A 22553-nucleotide genomic window follows, 5' to 3' on the forward strand; every position below is an offset into this window, starting at 1 on the left:
GCAACAAAAATAACTATTTAACTAAATATGGCATAAGTAGCTTTTCCCTGCCTTTTAGCTCGGTACATCGCAATATCAGCATCTCGCAGCAAAGTAGCAGGCTCCTCATAATTACTAAAATTCCAAGTAATACCAATGCTAGCTGTAGCAGATAATTCATACCCATTCAGGTTAACTGGCGATCGCAATGAGTCTTGAATACGTTTAGCGACATTGGTGGCGTCGCTAATGTCTTTAATATCCTCCAAAAGAACAGTAAACTCATCTCCACCAAATCGTGCTACAGTATCGCCACTGCGTAAACACGACTCTAAACGTCTAGCGATCGCTACTAAAAAATCATCCCCTATTCCATGCCCAAAGCGATCGTTAATCTCTTTGAAGCCATCTAAATCCAAAAATAAAACTGCAAAATAATAATCGCTTCTGCGTTTGCTACGTTCAATTGTTTGTCTGAGCCGATCTAAAAATAAAACCCGATTCGGTAATGCTGTTAGCCCATCATAAAACGCATTACGGATCAGTTGTGCCTCTGTCTGCTTGCGTTTGGTGATGTCTTGAAAAACTAAAACTGCGCCAGTAATATTGCCTTTTTGATCGCGGATGGGTGCAACATTATCCCCAATCGCTATTTCTTTACCCTCTTTGGTAATCAGTGTACAGTTTTCTGGTAAATTGAAAATTTCACCTGCTTCCATTACGTATGTAGCTAAATTTTCAATTGTTTCTCCTACATCTTTGTTAACTAAGTTAACGACTTCTACTAAATCTTTATCTAATGCTTCACTTTGCTTCCAACCAGTTATTAGTTCTGCAATGGGATTCATCATTTGAATACAACCATTTGCATAAGTCACAATCACTGCACAGCCCATACTGTTAATAATTGCTCCTAGCCTCTGTTTTTCTTCGTATAATATTTTTTTGCTCTGATGTTTGTACAGAGCCATTTCAATGGCAAAATGTAAATCACTTTCAATAAATGGTTTGACTATGTAACTAAAAGGCTCACTTAGCTGATTTTTATGTAATGTTTTATATTCTGAACGCTCTGTTAAATATACTACAGGCACATGGAAGTGATTCTGGATAATATCCGCTACATGCACACCATCAATTTCCCCAGCTAGGCAGATATCAATTAATACTAAATGTGGATGAGTTTCTGCTACCTTTTTTATTGCCTCTTCACCAGACTTAGTTATTTCTGAAACTGAATAGCCTAATTTTTGTAAACTTTTTCTAATATTTGAGGCTAGGACTTTTTCATCCTCAACAACTAGGATTTTTCGGGCGAACATGTTAAAACAACCTGTTTGCTAAGGTTCAGATTTTTATTGTGGGTGTCAAACTCAATCAAAAAGTCACTATCTTATCATAAACAATCTCTCACCTAACCTGTTTTCTTGCTTGATATAAATACTGACTAACGATCAAATAGTAATATTATTAACCTCCCATAATTTCTGTGCTTGTCAAAGCTAATTTTGATTATTTAATGCGGCTAATATCATGTTATTAACATCAAATGTATAAATTACCATATAATTACCAGCAATTCAGAACTGATTTTCAACAATATACAATCGTTTTTTTAAAGCAAAGTATAGATAGCAAGTATAGTATTTATGTAAAAATTAATCAAGAATAAAAGTTGATATAATCACGATATACTACTTTTATATAAGTTGAGAAACTTAATAAAGTGTGTTGTATGTAATACAATAATGTGCATCCATTCAATTGCTACTAAAAATTAATCATTATCTGGAATTAAAGAATTTAATACCGCTTTGGCTACAAATGGTTTTTGTCTAAATCGGGATTTAAATTGCCGTCTGAAACTGTCTTAAATTTTGAATGATAAGTTAAACGATGTTACTTAGAACTATTCATCGCTTCTGGTTAATGCTTAATCACAAATCCTGCGATCTGAAAATATGCAAGTTAAATGCTCATCAGCAGATCGCGGGATTTTTTAGTTTTTTGAGAATGAGTGGGTACTGGAGGGAATGGCACTAAGAAAAGGGAAAATCATTGAGGCAGCAGGGGTGCAGAGGAGCAGAGGAGCAGGGGAGAAAGAAGAAGTTTAAGGTATACGAACGGATATTTAAAAATTCCCCTCTGCACCCCTGCACCTCTGCAATCCTTACGCTGCCAACCCTTCAGCTTAACTTAGTGCCATTCGGTACTGGAGGGTATAGCAGGAAAGATTCTCTTTGTGAGATCCTTCCACGCTCCACCTAAACCCCCTTTCTTTGTTGACTTATAGATATTGAGAAAAAAACACGTTTTGTGCTTTAGAGATTGGACTTACTTTTAGTCAGTTCAATGCTAATTTTGCCACCAAAGTCTGGAATAGGCGCAGCAGGTTTGCTGAGAGTGACTTGGACTTTTGTTACACGATCGCACTCTTGGAGAATAGAATCTGCGATCGTTGCTACCAATTTCTCTATCAAAGCAAACTTAGACGTTTTGACCAGATGTTGTATCAAGCTAATGACGCTGCGATAATCTAAAGTGTCTTCGATCGCGTCAGTCTTGGCCGCTGTGGAGATATCCAACCATAACCTCACATCCACCTCAAACCATTGTCCTAGCACCTGTTCTTCCGGTAGATACCCAGTGTAGCCATAGCAGCGAATTCCCGTTAAATGAATGCAGTCCATAAAAGTTTGAGAGCAAATTGGGCATTTTGTAGAAAGTGGAGCAAGTTTCCTTAGGGATTTTCTTTCCCAGAAACTCGCGTGACGGTGTTGGGTTCCATCACCGCATTGATGGATTTTAAATTGAATTTCCCTAGACGAAATCTAAAATTTAAGATTGTTTTATAGCTATGTCTGATTTAATGCCGATCGCCTTTAAAAATGTTAATCAACTTTGGGCTTATATTTTAACAGAGACGCTAAAGCGGTTGGGATTGACTTGTGCCATCATTTGTCCTGGATCACGATCTACACCCTTAGCGATCGCATTTGCTCAACAAGCACCTGAAATTGAAGCGATTTCCATTCTCGATGAACGTTCCGCCGCCTTTTTTGCTTTGGGACAAGCGAAAGCAACCGGACGCCCTGTGGTATTAGTTTGCACCTCTGGTACAGCAGGAGCCAACTTTTATTCAGCAGTCATCGAAGCGTCATATAGTCGCGTACCACTGTTGATATTAACCACCGATAGACCCCCAGAATTGCGAGATTGTCACTCTGGGCAAACTATAGATCAGTTGAGATTATATGGAAACTACCCAAATTGGCAAACAGAGTTAGCCTTACCCTCCGCCGATTTGGGAATGCTAGCTTACCTGCGACAAACGGTAATTCATAGCTGGGAAAGGGCGCAAACTCCTACAAAGGGGCCAGTACATTTGAATATTCCCTTTCGCGATCCCTTAGCGCCTCTGCCTGATGGAAATGATTTGAGTTATTTGCGATCGCAGTTTCATCCAGAAGACTTCTTCGCAGGGATAGCAAACACTACCCCATTCCCCATTCCCCATTCCCCATTCCCCATTCCTCAACAATGGAAAGAATGCGATCGCGGTATCATCATCGCAGGTGTTGCTCAACCGCAGCAACCAGAAGAGTATTGTAGAGCGATCGCGCACCTTTCCCAAACTCTCAAATGGCCTGTGCTAGCTGAGGGACTTTCCCCAGTCAGAAATTATGCCGAACTCAACCCTTATTTAATTTCCACTTATGACCTGATTTTGCGAAATCAGCAACTAGCAAAGCAGCTAGCGCCCGAAATGGTGATTCAGGTGGGAGAAATGCCTACGAGTAAAGAACTGCGTACCTGGATAGATGCAACGCAACCGCGACGATGGGTAATTGACCCCAGTGATCAAAACCTTGACCCTTTGCACGGGAGAACGACGCATTTAAGGATATCTGTAGAAGACATCAAAGTAGAGGAGGGAAATTTATCTTTCTCCTCAAAATATGTGCAGCAATGGTGTAATGCGGAAACTAAGGTTAGGTTAGCTGTTGATCAGACGATGGGGAAAATAGATGAAATCATTGAGAGTAAAGCAGCTTGGTTAATTTCTCAGATTTTACCGCCTGGAACGCCTCTGTTCATTGGCAACAGTATGCCTGTGCGGGATGTGGAATATTTCTGGAAACCGAATAATTTAGGAGTGCGATCGCACTTTAACCGGGGTGCAAATGGCATAGATGGCACATTATCCACAGCTTTAGGAATTGCCCATCGCCAGCAAAGTAGTGTGATGTTAACGGGAGATTTAGCGCTGTTGCATGACACCAATGGTTTTTTAATCCGCAATAAGTTTGTCGGACATTTGACGATTGTGTTAATCAATAATAATGGCGGTGGTATTTTTGAAATGTTACCCATCGCCAAGTTTGACCCACCATTTGAAGAGTTTTTTGGCACTCCCCAGGATATTGATTTTGCTCAGTTATGCGCTACTTATAATGTGCAGCATGAATTGATTACTTCTTGGCAGCAATTGCAGCAAGAATTAAACCCGCTTCCAACTAAGGGAATTCGGGTTTTAGAGTTGCGGACAAATCGCAAACTAGATGCTAGGTGGCGAAAAGATAATTTAGGTCACTTTGCAGTGGATATTAGATTTTAACTATTACTTTATAAACGTTGGCTTTTCTTTAAGCTCTTTTATGAATTGATTAATTATTACTTATTCATAATATTAATCTTTTATCTTGAGGCGCAAATTCTATAATTAGTTTGAGCATTATATCTGCTGCACTAAAAAGTGCTTTATTTTTTTCATCTTCTATGTATTCAAATCTCTCTGAAGGTTTTAATCCCTTTATAATAGCCTTTTCTACAAGCTGTTTATACTGTCCTGTAGTAAATAAAAAGGCTTCTTCCTCAATTTGCTTAATTTGATTTCTATTTTTGGTGCGTATGAGCAAAATAGCCAAATATTTTTTAGCTTCTACTAATGACTGTTCTATATTATCTAAGTTAGTTTCGGTTGCGGTCGAAAGAGTTGTTAATGTTGCAATACTCTTGATACAACCAGTATATATATCTTGGAGTTCGGTTCTTTTTTGCCTAGTATTTTGAAAACAATTAGAGATAATAGTAATAACTAAATTAGTGATTACACTAACCATAGCAGTAATACTAGCAAAATATATAGCAGTTAGTGCTGGATTATCTAGTTGCATATAAACTAAACAGATTTTTTGATTTAATCAAAAATTAAAGTTGTTTTATTTTAGCAGTGTGATACACCGCCTGAACTAATACATTCAGTTTCTAGAAATAATACGAAGACTAAACAAGTCAGCGATCGCAATCTCAATTCCAACAACCTTCTTAAGCAATTTCACCAAATAGTCGTTTTAACAGTCGGAGGATAAGCGATCGCACTTTTTATTCCATCGTTTCTGATATACCCGCGTGTCTGCAAATGCTTCTTCACTTTGGGAAACTTTATTTGTAGTGCGATCGCTCTTCTCCTCTGCGTGAAACTTACCCGCTTAGTTGATCTTGTAACCACCCTTCCAAATCAGCAAGAGTAGAGAAATCCAACAAAGCATCACCTAAAGCTTCCAACTGTTCCACCGATAACCCTTGAATCTGGGACAGAAGCGCATCAGGAATATTACCCACACGCCGATTTAATAGTCGTAAAACGATCGCTCTTTCTCCTTCAACTTTCCCTTCCTCTCGTCCTTCAACCTTTCCTTCGATCTTTCCTTCCTCTCGCCCTTCTTCCTTCGCTTCCAGAATAGCCCGTGGTTCTTCCAAATTCAGTCCCAACATCGCTGCAATCTCCTCTCGACTAAGGTTAGAAAACTTGTAAACAATAATCGTCGTAACTAAATCAATTATCGCTTGCTCCGATTGTTGCTGTGCTTGCTCCAACAAAAACCGCGCCCCTTCTACTGCTTCCGTTTCAGAAGTAACATTTGTCAGCAACATCAAACCCAATCCCAAAGGTTGTTCTCGCAAATCCCCCAACTCATCCAGATAAACCCGCCTGACTTGACCACTTTCTAACAAAGCGCGGTGAATCGTTGAGTTAGAAGGTTCCAAGCTGCGAGAAGCAAAAATTATGACTCCAAACCAGTCATCGTAACGGATAGAGTTGCGGTAGAGAAACAAAAATAATTCGCTAAAGAAGCGGTGATATAAGTCTTCGTCCTTCTGAAACTGCACTTCTGCAAAAAAGACGGTTTTGGAAACTGCATTAGCGGGAGGTAAAAACACTCCATCAATCCGAAACGCCGTTTCTTTCACCTCAACTGATTCAAACTGGTAATTTTCCGCTTCTGGGGGTGGTTCATCTACTAATTCAAACAGCAGACCCGGAAATTGCTTAAATAATTTGTAGAAAATGGTGTCACGTCGCATTTTGGTTCCTCCACACCCAGACAATTACCAAATTGTAAAGGCTTGAGACACCAATTTTAGCGTAGGCGTAGCCCACCGCAGGTATCGCATGTCCCTACGTCCGCGATAAAATTCTCAAGCACAACAGCGCACTCCATACCAATGCAAATTAACTGGCAAACTGCCAAAACCTACGAAGATATTCTGTATCAAAAAACTGACGGCATTGCGAAAATCACCATCAACCGTCCCCACAAACGCAATGCTTTCCGTCCTGAAACAGTCTTTGAACTGTACGACGCTTTCTGTAATGCTCGTGAAGATACTACTATTGGTGTCGTCCTATTTACTGGCTATGGCCCCCACACTGACGGCAAATATGCCTTCTGTTCTGGTGGCGATCAAAGTGTGCGGGGACATGCGGGTTATGTGGATGACACTGGTATCCCTCGCTTGAATGTGTTGGACTTACAACGCTTGATTCGTTCCATGCCGAAAGTGGTCATTGCTTTAGTGGCTGGATATGCGATCGGTGGTGGACATGTTCTACACTTGATTTGCGACCTTACCATCGCCGCCGATAACGCCATTTTCGGACAGACTGGCCCGAAAGTCGGCAGTTTTGACGGTGGTTTTGGAGCTAGCTATCTCGCCCGCATCGTGGGACAAAAAAAAGCTAGAGAAATTTGGTTTCTCTGCCGCCAATATGATGCCCAACAAGCTCTAGAAATGGGCTTAATTAATAGCGTCGTCCCAGTAGAACAACTAGAAGCCGAAGGTATTCAATGGGCGCAGGAGATTTTAGAAAAAAGTCCGATCGCAATTCGATGTCTCAAAGCCGCCTTCAACGCTGATTGTGACGGACAAGCTGGTTTACAAGAGCTTGCTGGCAATGCCACGTTACTCTATTACATGACAGAAGAAGGGACTGAAGGCAAACAAGCCTTTCTCGAAAAGCGTCCACCAGATTTCCGCTCTTTTCCTTGGCTACCTTAAAATTGCAAAAATCGCACCTCACTAAAGGGTGCGATTTTTGTAGATGTCAAAATTTACAGCACTAAATATCTTAAAAACAAATCTTATCTTAAGCAGACTACGAACTCTATTCAGTAATAATGGATGACTAAATAACAACTGCTTTAGTCTTTACCTGTTCAGATATGGAGATAGTTATTTCCTCTACAGGGGCAAGAGCAGCATTGTCTAAATCTGAGGCTAGAGATTGAGAAGATGTTAAAACTGGGGCTGCATCTGGCAAACTCCAAGCATCTTCCAAGGTTTCCCAAGAAGGTGCAAAAGGTGGGAGCGCCAAAGAGCAAGCCTTCCAAGTTGCTTGAACAGGCGCTCCTAACTGCTGACACGTTCCGCCACGGCGACCTTCTGGCTGGTAATGACGGCAATATCTACAGGCAGATGCTAAAACTTTAATAGGTTTCATTTGGATTAATCTTTAGTGCAGTTTCTGGCTGAATTTCATCCTTATATTCTGCTTCTATATATAAAGACGGATAAGAGCCAAAAAGTCATTATTTTCTATAGGTTTCAGCGATCCCAAGTAAAAAATAAACTTCAGGATATTTTTATAATCTTGTTATATATTTCAATAATCGTTAGAGTGATCACCTATAGATTTTGGCTAAAACTTATTAGGGATCAAGACTAAAAGTAAAGCTTTTGATTTATCCAGCCTTTTAACTTCCTCCTTAAGGATGGGTTAAGGCATATTATTTCAGATAAATAGTCTGCTTTGCATACCACATTCGGCATATTCTAGCAGGAAAATATCTTTTTTCTCAAGAATCAGAACTATTTTATGTGACAGTAGCAAGTTACTTGAGGATAAATTCTGCTCAACTAATAATCGTTAAACTATTTTGCTTTCAAAACTGTTTAGCAGCACAGACAGAACAGACTTCCCAGCGCTGGAGTTCACCAGGTGGTGTGGGAGATTGACACTGGGGACAAAGGGGTAAGCCATGCGATCGCGATCGCATCACCTTCGCCCAATTCCCAAAAGCAGCATTCACATCCTTAGTGGGTGTCATATCAGGGCGGCTAATCTCATCACCAAGGTAACTTGGATGCTCATGGGGCAAAACCGTTTGTTGCTGTTTTCTCTCCACCGATGGATTTTGCCAGCCAGCTGTAGAGAAGCGAATATCAACCAAAGGCGTTGGCAGCTTTTTATTCAACTTTAAAAGCAGAGATGTGCGACCAAAAGTCATGTTTTGCGCCCAAGCAGCACTAGAAGTTGCTACCGACAAAACATCGCGCTGAATTGACAATGGTCGAGTATTTGCGGCAACTACTGGGCCAACAATTTCTACCCAACACTTGAGCAGGCGCTGAAATGGCTGCTCCTGCCATTGAGCCTGCTTTTCTAGAACACCTAAAATATCATTTATTGATTTCAACGACATCATTCCAAGTGCTGAGTGCTGAGTGCTGAGTGCTGAGTGCTGAGTGAGGAGTTAGGAGTTATTATTTCCCCAGTCCCCAGTCCCCAGTCCCCAATCTATCTATTTAGATAATTTCCGCTACTATTGTCACAAATATATCTAAAGTTAATTCCAACAGTCTATGTTTGAGGTACAGAAGCAATGACTCAAAACCCTCTGAACGACTCCGCTACTAATCAATCGTCTAAAACACCTGGGTTGAAACCAGTACTGGCAGCAGCACTTGCGAGTTTAGAAGTGCCTCTAGATCAAGAATTAGCTCGATACCGACGCACGCGAACTGGTTTGGTGTCATCTAAGCAGTCTCGTGTTGCAAGTTATATGAGCAGTCAACCCCAATCGTTGACTGCTCATATAACATCGGGAAAAATTCAGTCATCAGGAACGGAAATTAAAACCAACGTACCGCCTGCATCTGTACCCTTGAATCATCAGGGAACCCCAGCACCAGCTACGGCAAAAATTGACGTACCACCCCCACCTCCATCTTCTGTAGCTGTGAATCCTGAGATAAACCCAGCGCCAGCTACGCCAAAAACCGAGGAACTGAATAATCTTAATATTGCCTCCATCTCCGATTCTGCTAAAACCCAAACTCAACTTCCACCACCCCCGCCCAACTTTACTAGTAGCATTGTGCCTGCGATCGTTAAAAATACTCAGAGCGAAAATCTCTTGCAGCCAGATGAAACTCCTAAGCACCCAGATGACTATTTGGAATCTAGTGAAGCACTGCTGCGAAGTCTGACAGAAGAACAACCAGAAACTAAGAAACCAAGCAATTCTAGCGACAGTCTGCTATCACCCTTGGGTATCGGCTCAATGTTACTGCTATTGCTGGCGAGTCTGACTTTGGGTTATGTAGTGTTCAATCCCAAAAGCTTGCCACAATGGAATTTAGGTAATTTGTTTAACGGGAAATCATCTCCCGTACCAGAAAATACTGAGGAAGTTGGGAGTAATGCTCAACCTCAAATCCAGCCACCAAGTACATCTATACCCAAGTATCCCAATCTAGCTGCCCAAGAGTTTCCTGAAGTGAGAGATCCCAAGGATGTAGTTGGCTTAAAACCCAAAGTCCAACCAACTCTCGCAGTAGTGCCTAATCCAATCGTTCCCCAAAACCCCACAAATCCTCAAGCGGCATTACCTGACCCCAACACAGCCCTAAAACCGACAAATCCGATCACCTTAGCACCAGTACCGACGCTACAATCTTTGCCTCCCCTGAATTTGCCTCCCACTCCAACAGCAAAAACCTCGCCTAAGCCAATCGCAACCTCACCACAGCCGGATGCAGAAATCAAACCAGCCACAGATGGGTTCTATCATGTAGTGATAGATAATAAAGGCGCGGCTTATGCCTCAGCACGGCAAGTAATTCCTGATGCTTATTTATCACCCAACAAAGAATTGATTTATCTGGGTGCTTTTAAGACTAAAGAGCAAGTACAACAACACATGAAATTGTTACAGGCAAGAGGAATTAAGGCACGGGTTCAGCAGCCATAAGTTGCAAAAATCTACGATACCATGAGATAACAGTCCTGAGTAATGAGTGCTGAGTAATGAGTGCTGAGTGCTGAGTGCTGAATGGTAAGACACAAAATCTTGTATGTTTACGACCCTACAACACAAAATATTGTATTCAGGACTCTAACGGGGCATTCATCACTTCCTAACTACCCTATGACAAATATTATGCTTAGGACTTCAAGTAGTCACTCAGCACTCCATAACTAATTCAAAACTCAGCACTCAGCACTCAGCACTCAGCACTCATTACTGAGTTTCGTGAATGGAGAGCCGATATGGAATTAATCAAGCGTATCCTACGGGTGATTCGCGCTAATCTCAATAGTTTGATCGGCGGTGCAGAAGATCCAGAAAAGATTCTGGAGCAAACTGTCTTGGAGATGCAGGAAAACCTGGTACGGTTGCGGCAGGGTGTAGCACAAGCGATCGCTACCCAGAAACGTACTGAACGACAGGCAGCCGCCGCCAACTCTCAAACAGAAGAATGGTATCGCCGTGCCCAATTGGCGCTGCAACAAGGCAACGAACCTCTAGCACGGGAAGCTTTGACTAAGCGCCAAGCTTATAAAGAAACCGCTACAGCCCTATTTTCCCAAATAGAGCAGCAAAACGATATAGTCGCTAGGCTAAAAAAGGATATGCGATCGCTAGAGTTAAAAATTTCCGAGGCGAAAACAAAAAAAGATATGTATATCGCTCGCGCCCGTTCTGCCGAAGCGTCTTCTCGCCTCCAGGAAATGCTCGGCGGAGTTTCTGCCACCAGCAGTCTAAGTGCATTTGAGCGCATGGAAGAAAAAGTTTTGCAAATAGAAGCTCAATCAGAAGCGATCGCTCAACTCGGTAGCGACGACTTGGAAACACAATTTACTTCCTTGGAATCTAATAATAATGTAGATGCCGAATTGGCCGCGATGAAGGTGCAGGTTTTAAACCAGGCAGAAAACACACAGCACAACAATCTCCTCACTGAGGAAAACCAGAAGACAGTGCAGCCTCCCCAACAGCAGTTACCCAAAACTCAGGACTCTTGAAGTTCGGCTAATTACCCCAGTTTGGAGATATCTTAACAATTAAGAGTTGTTGGGAGGTACTGATTCAAGCCGGAAAGATTACATTGAAATAGGTAGCTATTAAAAAAGTAAAAAAGCTAACTGTCCAACAAAAAGCGTAAAGCACACAAGGAAAAACAAAGTTATGGGATTATTCGATCGCATTAAGCGAGTAGTTAGTTCTAACCTCAACGACCTGGTTAACAAAGCCGAAGACCCCGAAAAAATGCTAGAACAGGCCATCCTGGAAATGCAGGAAGACTTGGTACAGCTGCGTCAGGGAGTAGCCCAGACGATCGCCGCCCAAAAACGCAGTGAAAAACAGTACAATGATGCCCAAAATGAAATCAATAAGTGGCAACGTAATGCCCAACTGGCGCTGCAAAAAGGTGATGAAAACCTAGCACGACAAGCCTTAGAGCGGAAGAAGACTTATACTGACACCAGTACTGCCCTCAAAGCTAGTTTAGATACCCAAAGCACTCAAGTTGAAACCCTCAAGCGCAATTTAATCCAGCTGGAAAGCAAAATTTCTGAGGCTAAAACCAAGAAAGAAATGCTCAGAGCTAGAATTACTACCGCCAAAGCCCAAGAGCAACTTCAAGGCATGGTGCGTGGGATGAATACCAGTAGTGCAATGTCTGCCTTCGAGCGGATGGAAGAAAAAGTCTTGATGCAAGAATCCCGGGCCCAGGCACTAGGAGAGTTAGCAGGTGCAGATTTAGAAACCCAATTTGCCCAGTTGGAAGGTGGTAGCGATGTTGATGATGAATTGGCAGCTTTGAAAGCGCAAATGCTGCCACCCGCAGCTCCACAAAATCAAGCTCAATTGCCACCGCAACAACAAGAAACCACTGCTCCTAATCCCAAATCTAATGAGGTGGTTGATGCCGAGTTGGATTCCCTACGCAAGCAATTGGATCAACTGTAAAATTGACAGAAAACTTATTTGAGCTAGTCCCACACCTGTTGGCTGTGGGATTTTACGTCATTAGTCAATAGTTAACAGTTCTAATAACTATGAATTATTGACTATGGACTATTGACGACTTTGGGATAAAGTATTGTGTGTGCCAACTTTGATCGCCACCTGACGGAGACTGCAATGAGTAAGGCTGTAATCACCATAACTGATGCTGAGTTTGAAACCGAAGTGTTAAAAGCCGAGCAGCCTGTATTAGTTTACTTTTGGGCTTCCTGGTGTGGGCCTTGTCAATTGATGTCGCCCCTGATTAACTCAACCGCTACTAAATATAGCGATCGCCTCAAAGTCGTTAAGATGGAAATTGACCCTAACCCACTCACTGTTAAGCAGTACCAAGTGGAAGGTGTACCTGCCCTCAGACTATTTCAAGGAGATAAACTACTAGAATCTACTGAGGGAGTTATCGGCAAAGATAAATTACTCGCTCTTTTAGATACTCACTTAAGCAGTAATTAGTCAATAGTTCATAGTTCATAGCAAACGACCAATGACTAATGACCAATGACTAATGACTAATGACTAACATACAGTTTGCACAACGTTTACAACCCCTACAATCTAATGTATTTGCTGATATGGACAGAGCCAAGGCAGTCGCTTTGGCCGCTGGACGACAGATAATTGATTTGTCCTTGGGGTCTTCTGATTTACCAGCCGAGGCACACGTCATCGACGCGATCGCCCAATCTCTTAGCGATCGCAGTACCCACGGCTATCTGTTATTTAACGGTACCCAAGGATTTCGCGAAGCCGCAGCCAACTGGTATGAACAAAAATTTGGCATCAGAGTAGATCCTCAAACTGAGGTACTACCTCTGATTGGTTCTCAAGAAGGTACAGCCCATTTACCCCTAGCAATACTCAATCCAGGGGATTTTGCTCTGTTGCTCGATCCAGGTTATCCCTCCCATGCGGGGGGAGTCTACCTAGCAAGTGGCCAAATCTACCCAATGCCATTACGGGCAGAAAACGGTTTTTTACCAGTGTTTGCTGATATTCCTGCCCCAGTCTTGGCGCAGTCGCGGATGATGGTATTAAGTTATCCTCACAATCCCACGGCTGCGATCGCACCTTTATCTTTCTTCCAAGAAGCTGTCGCTTTCTGTCAGCAACACAATCTCGTCCTGGTTCACGATTTCCCCTACGTAGATTTGGTATTTGAGCAGAGCGGAGACTGGAGACTAGGGACTGGGGACTCGGTAATGAATTCTTCCCAATCCCTAGTACCCTCGATTCTGCAAGCTGATCCAGAAAAAAGCGTCTCGATAGAATTTTTCACCCTTTCCAAGTCTTACAATATGGGCGGCTTCCGCATTGGCTACGCCATCGGAAATGCCCAGTTAATTAATGCTTTACGCCAGGTAAAAGCCGCCGTTGATTTTAATCAGTATCGGGGAATTTTGAATGGTGCGATCGCAGCCCTGACTGGCCCGCAAGCTGGGGTGAAAACGGCTGTTGCAACCTTCCAGAAGCGCCGAGATGCTTTCATTACAGCTTTACATCGCATTGGCTGGAACGTTCCCACTCCCGAAGCCACAATGTACATTTGGGCAAAGTTACCCCCATCTTGGAGTCAAAACTCCGTACAATTTTGTACCCAGCTAGTCAAACAAACTGGTGTAGCCGCTTCTCCAGGTGCTGGCTTTGGCAAATCTGGAGAAGGATATGTCCGTTTTGCGTTGGTGCATGAGCCACCTTTGTTAGAAACTGCTGTAGAAAGAATTGCTGAATTCCTAAAGTGAACTACCCCGCCGTAAGACGGACGGGGCTTCCCAATTCATTGGGAACAGCTTCCAGAACTTTGTAGTACTAGAAAGTCTTACATTCCCTCCAAGGGCAGGAGTCCTGGTTCCCAAGACCCAAATTTTTTTCTTCTCCCAAGGGGAGACGCCAAGGGCGATGCAACATATACTTATTAGCTTGGTTTTCGCTTATGGCATTGATGGTCAAGACATTAGTCATCTTACCAGAAAATGCTGGGGATTCGTCATAACACACGGTAGGGGCACACGTCTGTACCTCCCTACGAATACCTAATATTCTACTGAAATAAATAGTTTGTATCTAAAATCACTATCTAATTTTGTTTAAAATTGTAATTATACGTATAAAACACTAGAAAGATTAGTCATCTTTTCATTGATAATCAGGAGTAACTTTACCCAATCAAGTCTCCCCATTTCTTAAACTGGGTTTGTACGCAAAGCTACCAAAGACGGCTAACGATGTAGGTTGCGTTTTTAAGCAACCATATTGTCAAAAAGCCTGTAGTCAAGACAGCCCAAGCCTAAAAACGGCAATAGTTTAAAACTTAACTTCCAAACTGACAGAGACTTGAAAACAATGAAGATGACTTTTCAGAAACTTGTAATTGGTGCTTCAATGGCTATTGGTGTGAGCGCTCTTGCCACAGTACCAGCACAAGCTGGAACACTCACTGGTGCTACCATAGGTGGAACAGCATCAAGTGATTATTTAATCTATGATGTGTCAGGTAATAGTACTGTTCGTGTGCCAAATACTCAGACAAACGTCCAGAAAGTTCTGGATGGTAATGCTGCAAATCCTACTGGAAACGTAGAGTTACGAGCTAGCAGTGAAGGGTCTGGTTTTGATTTCACCAAAAACACCACTTTGACAGGGCAAATTGGTGACAAAAGTATCACCTTGAGCAGTCTGACAGCAACAGATTGGTTTAGTACTGGCTCAGGATTGAGTACAAGCTATGGAGCAAAGAACTTTGCAAATACTTGGTTTAACGAATTTGCTAAGGCAGCTGGTTTAGGAGCAAATTTAATCCCTACAGCTTATAATGCGTTTTTGGGCATCAATGGTTTCCAACGCTCCAGCGACCCTAATATCTCTTATGTTAATCAAAATGACATCACTGGCGATATTAAAATTGGGTTAGCCGGTCACTTTAATTTGAAAGAGTACTATGCTCCCATATCACCACTCTTGGCTAGTGTTCTCAAAACTGGATTCCAAGCTAGTGAAGTTGTTAAAGTTACCTACAATGACAAGACTGATTTCCTTTACAGCTTTTCTGCTACGAAAAGTGGGCTAAGTAACAGTTTAGGAGTAGGTGCTGATGGCAAGTCCCACAGTGGCAACTATGAAGTTGGCATAAAAGGTGTACCACCCGCAGCAGTCCCAGAACCATCAGTAATACTTGGTCTGTTGGGTATTGCTGGTGTGTTTGCTACCCAACGCAAATTTAAAAAAGCATCTATTTAAGATTGCGGTTTAAAAACGACAAATAAGTTAGGGAGCTAATAAATAGCTCCCTTTTTTGATGAATAATTTCTACAAACTGTAAGATAATTTAATCTTCTAGGTTATACTATTTCTAAAAACATTTGCAATCAATGAATCGATTGTAATATTCTGCATCTCTATGCCCCTACCAACGTGTGTGTGACATGGATTTTGTGAAATGGTATTACTTACCCTCACATCCAAATGAAAACTGTTTTAGGAAGGAGAATTATCATACCATTAATTATAGTATTACTTAAGTAGTTTTACTAATACAAATTCGCCAATTCAATTTTTAAAAGCAGTCGTTGATTTAATACTATAACTTAGACAAAATTCGTAAAAAAAGCTTAATCTTTAATTAAGCTCTATTTAAGGATAATATCATTTAAGTGTAGTAGCGCAGCTAAATTAAATTTATTTATATCTTTGACTAGATTTAGATAAGTCAAATTTCTATTTGTTTCATGGTTTAAATGCACTACCGTTTTAGTTTATGGTAATAATTGTTGGCTTTTACTTAAAATAATCAGATAATAGGTAGTAATGAGAGCACAATTACTCAATATAGATGAGCCATTGCGGTCAAACAAAGTTAGACGAATTTTGCTAGTTGAAGACCATTATCTCAATCGGATGTTACTGAGTGACTATCTAAGTTACTGTGGGTACAATGTCCAAAGCTTATCAGAAGGCTCTACTTTTTTCTCAACTATAGAGCAATTCCAGCCAGATTTAATGTTACTAGACTTGAAATTGCCAGATGTTGACGGTTATTCACTTTTAAAACAAGTCCAGCAAAAACCTGAGTTGTCAAAAATACCTATTATTGTGGTTTCAGCCTTTGCTTTTAAAGCAGATCAGGAACTAGCTCTGAGTTTGGGCGCACGTCACTATTTTGTCAAACCTTTAAAACTCAAGGATCTCATCTTTGCAATTGAAGAACAGTTTACTTGTCGCCACAGATAAAGTTTTTTGCTATGCGTGAATTTATTCTGCTTTTTGGTTAGCGATGAACTCTTCCACGCGCTCACTAAGATTTTGTACAGAACTGCCAATAGTTGAAATTTTTTGTTGTACTTGCGCTAACAATAAAACTGCTGTTTGTAGCTCATTGAGAGTTTCAGCCATAGCCTCACGATACTGGGCTTCAAAATCTTGTAAGTTCATAGTTTGACTTTTACTTAAAATCATTATAATAGCTATATTCTCAATGATAATCGTAAATTTTATTTACTAAATCCGTTAATTCGCTTAATACTATAAATTCAACAAAAAAACTTAAATATTGGAGATTGATGAAATTTTTATATGGTTTTTATAAAAGCAATATTTAAGAGTATTTTTTATTATTAAAAGCACATAAAAAACTAATTGAAACTTTCTATAAAACTGCGATTTTAATGTCGCACCATAAAACCAACGTAAAAGCCAAGAAAGTTTTTATTCTGACAGTAGCAGCCGATAACTAAAGTCGCAGCTAAACAAACTATTGTCTGCTTCAAAGTTCTGATATTTGCAGCATATTTTCTGGTAAACATTTAGCTTGGAAACCCACCCACCCTACAGAAAGCCGCAGCAGCAAGCGTCTATAGACTTCTTTTTGTGCAGATTCAAAACCTACCTCACTTGAGAGTGACGAGTTAGGAGTTATTATTCTCCCTCGGATTACCACCTAGTCACCAGTACTCTTGTGTATGTAGATCATGACACCTACTTTATACTTACTTGATAAATAGTCCGTTAAATCGGCACGAAAAAATTATTTTTCTTAAAATAGAGAAAGATTACCTAATTTTCGTTGTGACAATATCTACGCAAATATTACCGCTGCTTAAAGAGCCAGAACGACTGGAAAACCGTCTAGCCGAAATTCCGCCGGAACCGGGGGTTTATTTTATGCGGGACAACAGCGATCGCATTATATATATAGGTAAATCACGTAAGTTGCGATCGCGTGTCCGTTCCTATTTCCGGGATGGCTACAACAAGAGTGAACGCATCGCCACGATGGTCAAGTTGGTGACAGAAATTGAATTCATTGTCACTGATACTGAAGCCGAAGCTCTAGCACTCGAAGCCAACTTGATTAAGCAGCACCAGCCATACTTTAACGTGCTGCTCAAAGATGATAAAAAATATCCCTATCTCTGCATTACTTGGTCAGAAGATTATCCGCGAATTTTTATTACCCGTAAACGCCAGTTCGGCAAAGAAAAGGATAAATTTTATGGGCCTTATACTGATGCTGGGTTACTGCGAGAAATTGTCCGCATCTGTAAACGCATCTTTCCCCAAAGACAACGACCTCAACCACTTTTCAAAGACCGTCCTTGCTTAAATTATGATTTAGGGCGTTGTCCGGGTGTGTGTCAAAAGCTGATTTCACCAGAAGAATATCGCAAAATTGTGCAAAAGGTGGCGATGGTATTCCAAGGTCGAACTCAAGAACTGATTGATATTTTGACTCAACAGATGAACGCCGCCGCCGAAAACTTGAATTTTGAGTCAGCAGCGCGGATTCGCGATCAAATTTCTGGGTTAAAGTCGCTGACAGCTGACCAAAAGGTTTCCTTACCAGATGATACAGTTTCGCGGGATGCGATCGCACTGGCAGCCGACGAACAGCACGCCTGTATTCAACTATTCCAGATTCGCGCTGGTCAATTGGTAGGACGTTTAGCTTTTGTGGCGGATGCTCACGCAGAACCGGGAGCTATTTTACAACGAGCTTTGGAGGAACATTACCAAACTGCTGACTCAGTGGAAATACCTCTAGAAATTTTGGTACAACATGATTTACCAGATGTGGAGATATTGGCGGATGTCTTAACTCAACGTAAAGGTAAAAAAGTCACAATATTGACTCCTTTGCGGCAAACTAAGGCAGAATTAATTGAGATGGTAGAGCGAAATGCCCAGTATGAATTGCAAAGAATGCAAAAATTTGGCGATCGCAATCACCAAGCAATGCAAGATTTAGCCACCATTCTCGATTTACCAGATGTACCCCACCGCATTGAAGGTTATGACATTTCCCATATTCAGGGGTCAAATGCTGTAGCTTCGCAAGTGGTATTTATCGACGGATTACCGGCCAAACAGCACTATCGCCACTACAAAATTAAAAATCCCACGGTGACAGCAGGACATTCAGATGACTTTGCCAGTCTGGCTGAAGTTATTGGGCGGCGGTTTCGTAAGTATGGGGAAAATCAGCAATTAGCACGTTTGGGTAATCCTGACTGGCCTGATTTAATCATGATTGATGGCGGTAAAGGTCAGCTATCTTCAGTTATTGCCGTTTTGCAAGAGATGAATTTATTAGAAGACTTGCGAGTTGTGAGTTTAGCGAAGCAGCGAGAAGAGATTTTTTTACCGGGAGAATCTAAACCCTTGACAACTGATGCAGAACAACCAGGGGTGCAGTTGTTGCGGCGGTTGCGCGATGAAGCACATCGATTTGCAGTAAGTTTCCATCGTCAGCAACGTAGTGATAAATTGAAGCGATCGCGTTTAGATGAAATTCCTGGCTTAGGACATCATCGACAAAAGCTGCTACTAGGGCATTTTCGCTCAGTTGACTATATTCGGCAAGCGACAACCACGCAACTCGCGGAAGTAGCAGGAATTGGGCCGCGTTTGGCTCAAGAAATTTACGATTATTTTCATCCGGCTTGAAATTTGTAGGAAACTCTGAGCGGCTCCTGAAGTTCCGAGCGAAGGAAACCGCTCCTCATAAAGTTTGGTAGTTTTCATTAGATTATCTTACAGAATTCAATCTCATAAATATTGCTAGCAAATATTAACTAAATCTTAAGATAGATATTTTGTGACCAAAGATACAGTAATTTATGGGTTTTAATTTTTGAATACAAGAACGGCTTTTTTTGTATTCGTCTGAAATGACTATAAACAAGGCTCTCTCAAAGGATTAATCATGGGGATCAGTAAATCTCTAAGCAGTATTTAATTAAAAAATAATTTATGTGTCTAAAGTTGGAGGGTAAAATCACCTAGATTCTAGGATAATAGATCAAGATATCGAAAAGTTTTCAAACCTGAAATTTTGTTTAAAATAATCAGCCAATATTACAGCAGTTTGTTAAGTTGGGTCGAACCAGAATTTTTACGGGTTTAACTTGTAGCTTTACCAAATAAAAAATAATTACAACCAGGGGTTTTAAAATGCAGACAGTACAAAAGATTTACTGCCCAAATTGTGGTAGTCATGCAGAGCGTTATTATATTTCTGATAGCCAATTAACTCGCACACAATGCCCAAGTTGTGATTACTTAATGATTAGTTGTACTCGCACCGGCAAAGTAATTGAGGCTTATGCCCCTGGCATTCATGCACCCGCTAGATAAGATAAATTGAAAATTTGAGAATGTTTTCTCTAATTTTTAAGAATACAGAAAACTCTATCCATAAAGGGATAGAGTTTTAATAAGGAAGAATATTTAATCATCGTTTCGCCCGCTAGGGTCAAGGTTTTAAACCCTAATCGCAAAGACGGCGATTTATCGCGTCTCTTGCCTTAACCGAACCGTATTGCATCAACTCCTACAGAATTCTTATTGATAAAGTTATTTATCAGAAATTTTGAACACTTCACAGCTTGTTATTCTGTTGTCTGAGTTGTTGCTGTCGTCTCTGTTGTTCTAATCTCAATTCTTGCTGTTGTCTAATTTGTTGATCTTGTCTGAGTTGTTGCTGTTGTATCCTCAGTTGTTGCTGTCGGGTAAATTCTTGCTGTTGTAGTCTTGTTTCTTGTTGTTGTATTCTCAGTTGTTGCTGGCGTATTAGTTCTTGCCGTTGTCGTGTAAATTCTTGCTGTTGTATTTTCTGTTGTTGTTGTTGTTGTTGGGGTTGTTGAAGGTTTAAGCGTAGCCATGTTTCCTTCAATTTTTCTTGTGTTTGTTGAATTTGCTCCTCTTGTTGTTGTCTCATTCTTTCTTGAAATAATTCAGGTTGCTGAGGATTTGTCTGAATTATTTGTCCGTATGCAGGAGAATTCATTGCCAAAGCTTTTGCAAAAACAATCACTAATAGCCAGAATTTAAGAATCAATGAGCGATTCCACATAGAATTATCTCGTCAATTGTTATAGATTGGTTTTAGCGATCGCTTAACCTTAATATAACAATTTTTACCGAGGTCTTTTTGGAGCAATTGCTGATATCTGAGCTTGTTTAATTCTTACTGGCTCTCAATTGCCCGCAAGCAGCATCGGCTTCTAAACCACGGGAATAGCGGACACTAACGGCAGTATTTTGCTGCTTGAGGACGTTGACAAATGCTTCAATGCGATCGCGGTTGGGGCGTTTATAGTCTACTTCTTGAATAGGATTATAGGGAATCAAATTCACATGACTTTGAAATCCTCGCATACATTTTGAAAGTTCCAATGCATGTTCTGGTAGATCATTAACACCCGCGAGAAGAACATATTCAAAGGTAACGCGGCGTCCAGTGATTTCCACATATTCCCGACATTCAGCCAGCAAATCTTCTAGAGGATAGGCGCGGGCGCTGGGGATAAGTTTTTCGCGTAGTGCTTGGTTGGGTGCGTGGAGACTCACAGCCAGAGTGATTTGCAAATTGTTTTGCGCGAACTGACGAATGCGATCGCGAATACCCACTGTAGAAACTGTAAGCGATCGCTGTCCTATACCGACATCTTGATTTAGAGATTTCAATGCTGCTAGAACATTCTCAGTATTCAACAACGGTTCACCCAGTCCCATAAATACGACATTGCTAACCCGTTGCCGAAAATCTTCTTGCACAGTCAACACCTGATCAACAATTTCATGCCGTGCTAGGTTGCGCTTGTAGCCTCCCTTACCAGTAGCGCAGAAATCACACGCCATTGGGCAACCCACCTGAGTAGAAACACAAACTGTCAAACGGGCTTTTGGGCCTTCTCCCCTTTCTGCGAAGGTGGGGATGCCTACAGTTTCAATAATTTGACCGTCTGCTAATCGTAAAAGATATTTGACTGTACCATCGGGAGCCTCAGAGCGGTAATGTAAAATTGAGCGCCCTACGGGAACTTCTGCTAATTCTGCACGCCATTGTTTGGAGAAGACAGAAATATCAGATAGCGATCGCACTCCCTTGTCATAGATCCATTCATGCAGCTGCTTTCCTCTGTAAGTAGGTTGTCCTTGCTGCTGCACCCAAGCAGTTAACTCTGCCAAAGAAGCACCGAGAAGGGGAGGGGTTAATGCTGATTTTTCTGGGTTGTGTGAGTCAACCTGAGATACAAGAGGCGTAGCAGACATAAAAAAATCACGAGTTGGTGTTGAATCTCTATCCTACACCTGCCAGATCAAGTTAGTCTTGACCAAAGAAGATGGGGGAATTAACCAAAGGTTGTGCCATTCCAGCCCCACATTGCACCCTTAGCGTCTGCAAACTCTATGTAAATGCGATTTTTCGGCACACCGAGAGTTTGGTTAATCTGCTGGCAAAAGTCTTGACTCATTGCTGCGGTTTGGTCTGGCTTCATTGTGCCAATGCTTTTAATTTCAATGTAGCAAACCGGGTCTGTATTCCCTGCAAAAGTCATGGGAATTCCTGGCTCAAAAGCAGTCATTACATAAGATTCTGGTTTTCCCAAATGTTTTGCTAACTTGGCTGATAAGTTTAAAAGCATTGACTCAATTTCAGCTTTTTGAGGAGATTCAGCAGAAGTTTGCACTTTAATTAATGGCATAGTACTGAATTGGAATTTTGGATTTTATTACATTGTTAAGTTTATCTAAATGCAGAGGTACAGAGTACAAAGATTAGGGAGTTGAGGAGGACAAAGAGAATAAATAACCAATGTCCAATTCCCAATCAATACGGTTCGGTTAAGGCAAGAGACGCGATGAATCGCCGTCTCTACAAGGATCAATCTTTTGTAGAGACGGCGATTTATCGCGTCT

General features: G+C 41.3%; 21 protein-coding genes. 11 read left to right on the forward strand and 10 right to left on the reverse strand.

Annotated elements, in window-relative coordinates; all coding sequences use genetic code 11:
* Window positions 1–17 precede the first annotated feature (17 nt).
* Window positions 18–1301 (reverse strand): diguanylate cyclase domain-containing protein, encoded by a 1284-nt coding sequence (locus ABF638_RS10190; protein ID WP_435022500.1) that lies wholly within the window; start codon window positions 1299–1301, stop codon window positions 18–20.
* Window positions 1302–2300: 999 nt separating this feature from the next.
* Entirely contained in the window at window positions 2301–2669 is a 369-nt protein-coding gene (gene folB / locus ABF638_RS10195) for a dihydroneopterin aldolase (RefSeq protein ID WP_435022501.1), read from the reverse strand.
* Between the two features lie 167 nt (window positions 2670–2836).
* Here folB and menD point away from each other — a divergent pair, with 167 nt between their 5' ends.
* Window positions 2837–4597 carry a 2-succinyl-5-enolpyruvyl-6-hydroxy-3-cyclohexene-1-carboxylic-acid synthase gene (gene menD / locus ABF638_RS10200; RefSeq protein ID WP_435022502.1) on the forward strand — a complete coding sequence of 587 codons (1761 nt, stop codon included), beginning with the start codon at window positions 2837–2839 and terminating at the stop codon, window positions 4595–4597.
* 64 nt (window positions 4598–4661) lie between these two features.
* Here menD and ABF638_RS10205 read toward each other — a convergent pair whose 3' ends face one another.
* Both ABF638_RS10205 and ABF638_RS10210 read right to left on the reverse strand, forming a co-directional pair.
* Window positions 4662–5156: a hypothetical protein gene (locus ABF638_RS10205; RefSeq protein WP_435022503.1), complete on the reverse strand. Its 495-nt coding sequence runs from the start codon at window positions 5154–5156 to the stop codon at window positions 4662–4664.
* A 307-nt stretch (window positions 5157–5463) separates the two neighbouring features.
* On the reverse strand, window positions 5464–6348 hold the full coding sequence (locus ABF638_RS10210; protein ID WP_435022504.1) for an Rpn family recombination-promoting nuclease/putative transposase: 885 nt from the start codon (window positions 6346–6348) through the stop codon (window positions 5464–5466).
* A 141-nt stretch (window positions 6349–6489) separates the two neighbouring features.
* Here ABF638_RS10210 and menB point away from each other — a divergent pair, with 141 nt between their 5' ends.
* Window positions 6490–7323, forward strand: coding sequence for a 1,4-dihydroxy-2-naphthoyl-CoA synthase (gene menB, locus ABF638_RS10215; RefSeq protein WP_435022505.1), 834 nt, complete (start codon window positions 6490–6492; stop codon window positions 7321–7323).
* A gap of 127 nt (window positions 7324–7450) precedes the next feature.
* Here menB and ABF638_RS10220 read toward each other — a convergent pair whose 3' ends face one another.
* Both ABF638_RS10220 and ABF638_RS10225 read right to left on the reverse strand, forming a co-directional pair.
* Complete coding sequence (locus ABF638_RS10220) at window positions 7451–7765, reverse strand: hypothetical protein (protein WP_435022506.1); 315 nt, start codon at window positions 7763–7765, stop codon at window positions 7451–7453.
* A 442-nt stretch (window positions 7766–8207) separates the two neighbouring features.
* Complete coding sequence (locus ABF638_RS10225) at window positions 8208–8747, reverse strand: DUF721 domain-containing protein (RefSeq protein ID WP_435022522.1); 540 nt, start codon at window positions 8745–8747, stop codon at window positions 8208–8210.
* Between the two features lie 180 nt (window positions 8748–8927).
* Between ABF638_RS10225 and ABF638_RS10230 the strand changes: the two genes are divergently transcribed.
* The 7 genes from ABF638_RS10230 (at window position 8928) to ABF638_RS10260 (ending at window position 16583) form a co-directional block, all read left to right on the forward strand.
* Complete coding sequence (locus ABF638_RS10230; RefSeq protein WP_435022507.1) at window positions 8928–10298, forward strand: hypothetical protein; 1371 nt, start codon at window positions 8928–8930, stop codon at window positions 10296–10298.
* A 299-nt stretch (window positions 10299–10597) separates the two neighbouring features.
* On the forward strand, window positions 10598–11353 hold the full coding sequence (locus tag ABF638_RS10235; RefSeq protein ID WP_435022508.1) for a PspA/IM30 family protein: 756 nt from the start codon (window positions 10598–10600) through the stop codon (window positions 11351–11353).
* Between the two features lie 163 nt (window positions 11354–11516).
* Window positions 11517–12302, forward strand: a complete 786-nt coding sequence (locus ABF638_RS10240) for a PspA/IM30 family protein (protein WP_435022509.1) — start codon at window positions 11517–11519, stop codon at window positions 12300–12302.
* Between the two features lie 174 nt (window positions 12303–12476).
* Window positions 12477–12812, forward strand: a complete 336-nt coding sequence (locus ABF638_RS10245; RefSeq protein WP_069073954.1) for a thioredoxin family protein — start codon at window positions 12477–12479, stop codon at window positions 12810–12812.
* 59 nt (window positions 12813–12871) lie between these two features.
* Window positions 12872–14098, forward strand: coding sequence for an LL-diaminopimelate aminotransferase (locus ABF638_RS10250; RefSeq protein ID WP_435022510.1), 1227 nt, complete (start codon window positions 12872–12874; stop codon window positions 14096–14098).
* Window positions 14099–14705: 607 nt separating this feature from the next.
* Complete coding sequence (locus tag ABF638_RS10255; protein WP_435022511.1) at window positions 14706–15593, forward strand: NF038130 family PEP-CTERM protein; 888 nt, start codon at window positions 14706–14708, stop codon at window positions 15591–15593.
* A gap of 567 nt (window positions 15594–16160) precedes the next feature.
* Window positions 16161–16583, forward strand: a complete 423-nt coding sequence (locus ABF638_RS10260; protein ID WP_435022512.1) for a response regulator — start codon at window positions 16161–16163, stop codon at window positions 16581–16583.
* A 21-nt stretch (window positions 16584–16604) separates the two neighbouring features.
* On the opposite strand, the gene ABF638_RS10265 is transcribed toward ABF638_RS10260, so the two are convergent.
* Window positions 16605–16784, reverse strand: a complete 180-nt coding sequence (locus tag ABF638_RS10265; protein WP_435022513.1) for a hypothetical protein — start codon at window positions 16782–16784, stop codon at window positions 16605–16607.
* A gap of 633 nt (window positions 16785–17417) precedes the next feature.
* Between ABF638_RS10265 and uvrC the strand changes: the two genes are divergently transcribed.
* Window positions 17418–19295, forward strand: coding sequence for an excinuclease ABC subunit UvrC (gene uvrC / locus ABF638_RS10270; protein WP_435022514.1), 1878 nt, complete (start codon window positions 17418–17420; stop codon window positions 19293–19295).
* Window positions 19296–19802: 507 nt separating this feature from the next.
* Complete coding sequence (locus ABF638_RS10275; RefSeq protein WP_084227354.1) at window positions 19803–19985, forward strand: replication restart DNA helicase PriA; 183 nt, start codon at window positions 19803–19805, stop codon at window positions 19983–19985.
* Window positions 19986–20229: 244 nt separating this feature from the next.
* Here ABF638_RS10275 and ABF638_RS10280 read toward each other — a convergent pair whose 3' ends face one another.
* From ABF638_RS10280 to ABF638_RS10290, 3 genes are all read right to left on the reverse strand, one after another.
* Entirely contained in the window at window positions 20230–20703 is a 474-nt protein-coding gene (locus ABF638_RS10280) for a hypothetical protein (protein WP_435022515.1), read from the reverse strand.
* 107 nt (window positions 20704–20810) lie between these two features.
* Window positions 20811–21905: a 23S rRNA (adenine(2503)-C(2))-methyltransferase RlmN gene (gene rlmN, locus ABF638_RS10285; RefSeq protein ID WP_435022517.1), complete on the reverse strand. Its 1095-nt coding sequence runs from the start codon at window positions 21903–21905 to the stop codon at window positions 20811–20813.
* A gap of 80 nt (window positions 21906–21985) precedes the next feature.
* Window positions 21986–22339 carry a phenylpyruvate tautomerase MIF-related protein gene (locus ABF638_RS10290; RefSeq protein ID WP_181931861.1) on the reverse strand — a complete coding sequence of 118 codons (354 nt, stop codon included), beginning with the start codon at window positions 22337–22339 and terminating at the stop codon, window positions 21986–21988.
* Window positions 22340–22553: the final 214 nt, after the last annotated feature.

It is taken from the genome of Nostoc sp. CALU 1950 (genome assembly GCF_051172895.1).
In the GTDB taxonomy this organism is placed as follows: Bacteria; Cyanobacteriota; Cyanobacteriia; order Cyanobacteriales; family Nostocaceae; genus Nostoc; species Nostoc edaphicum_A.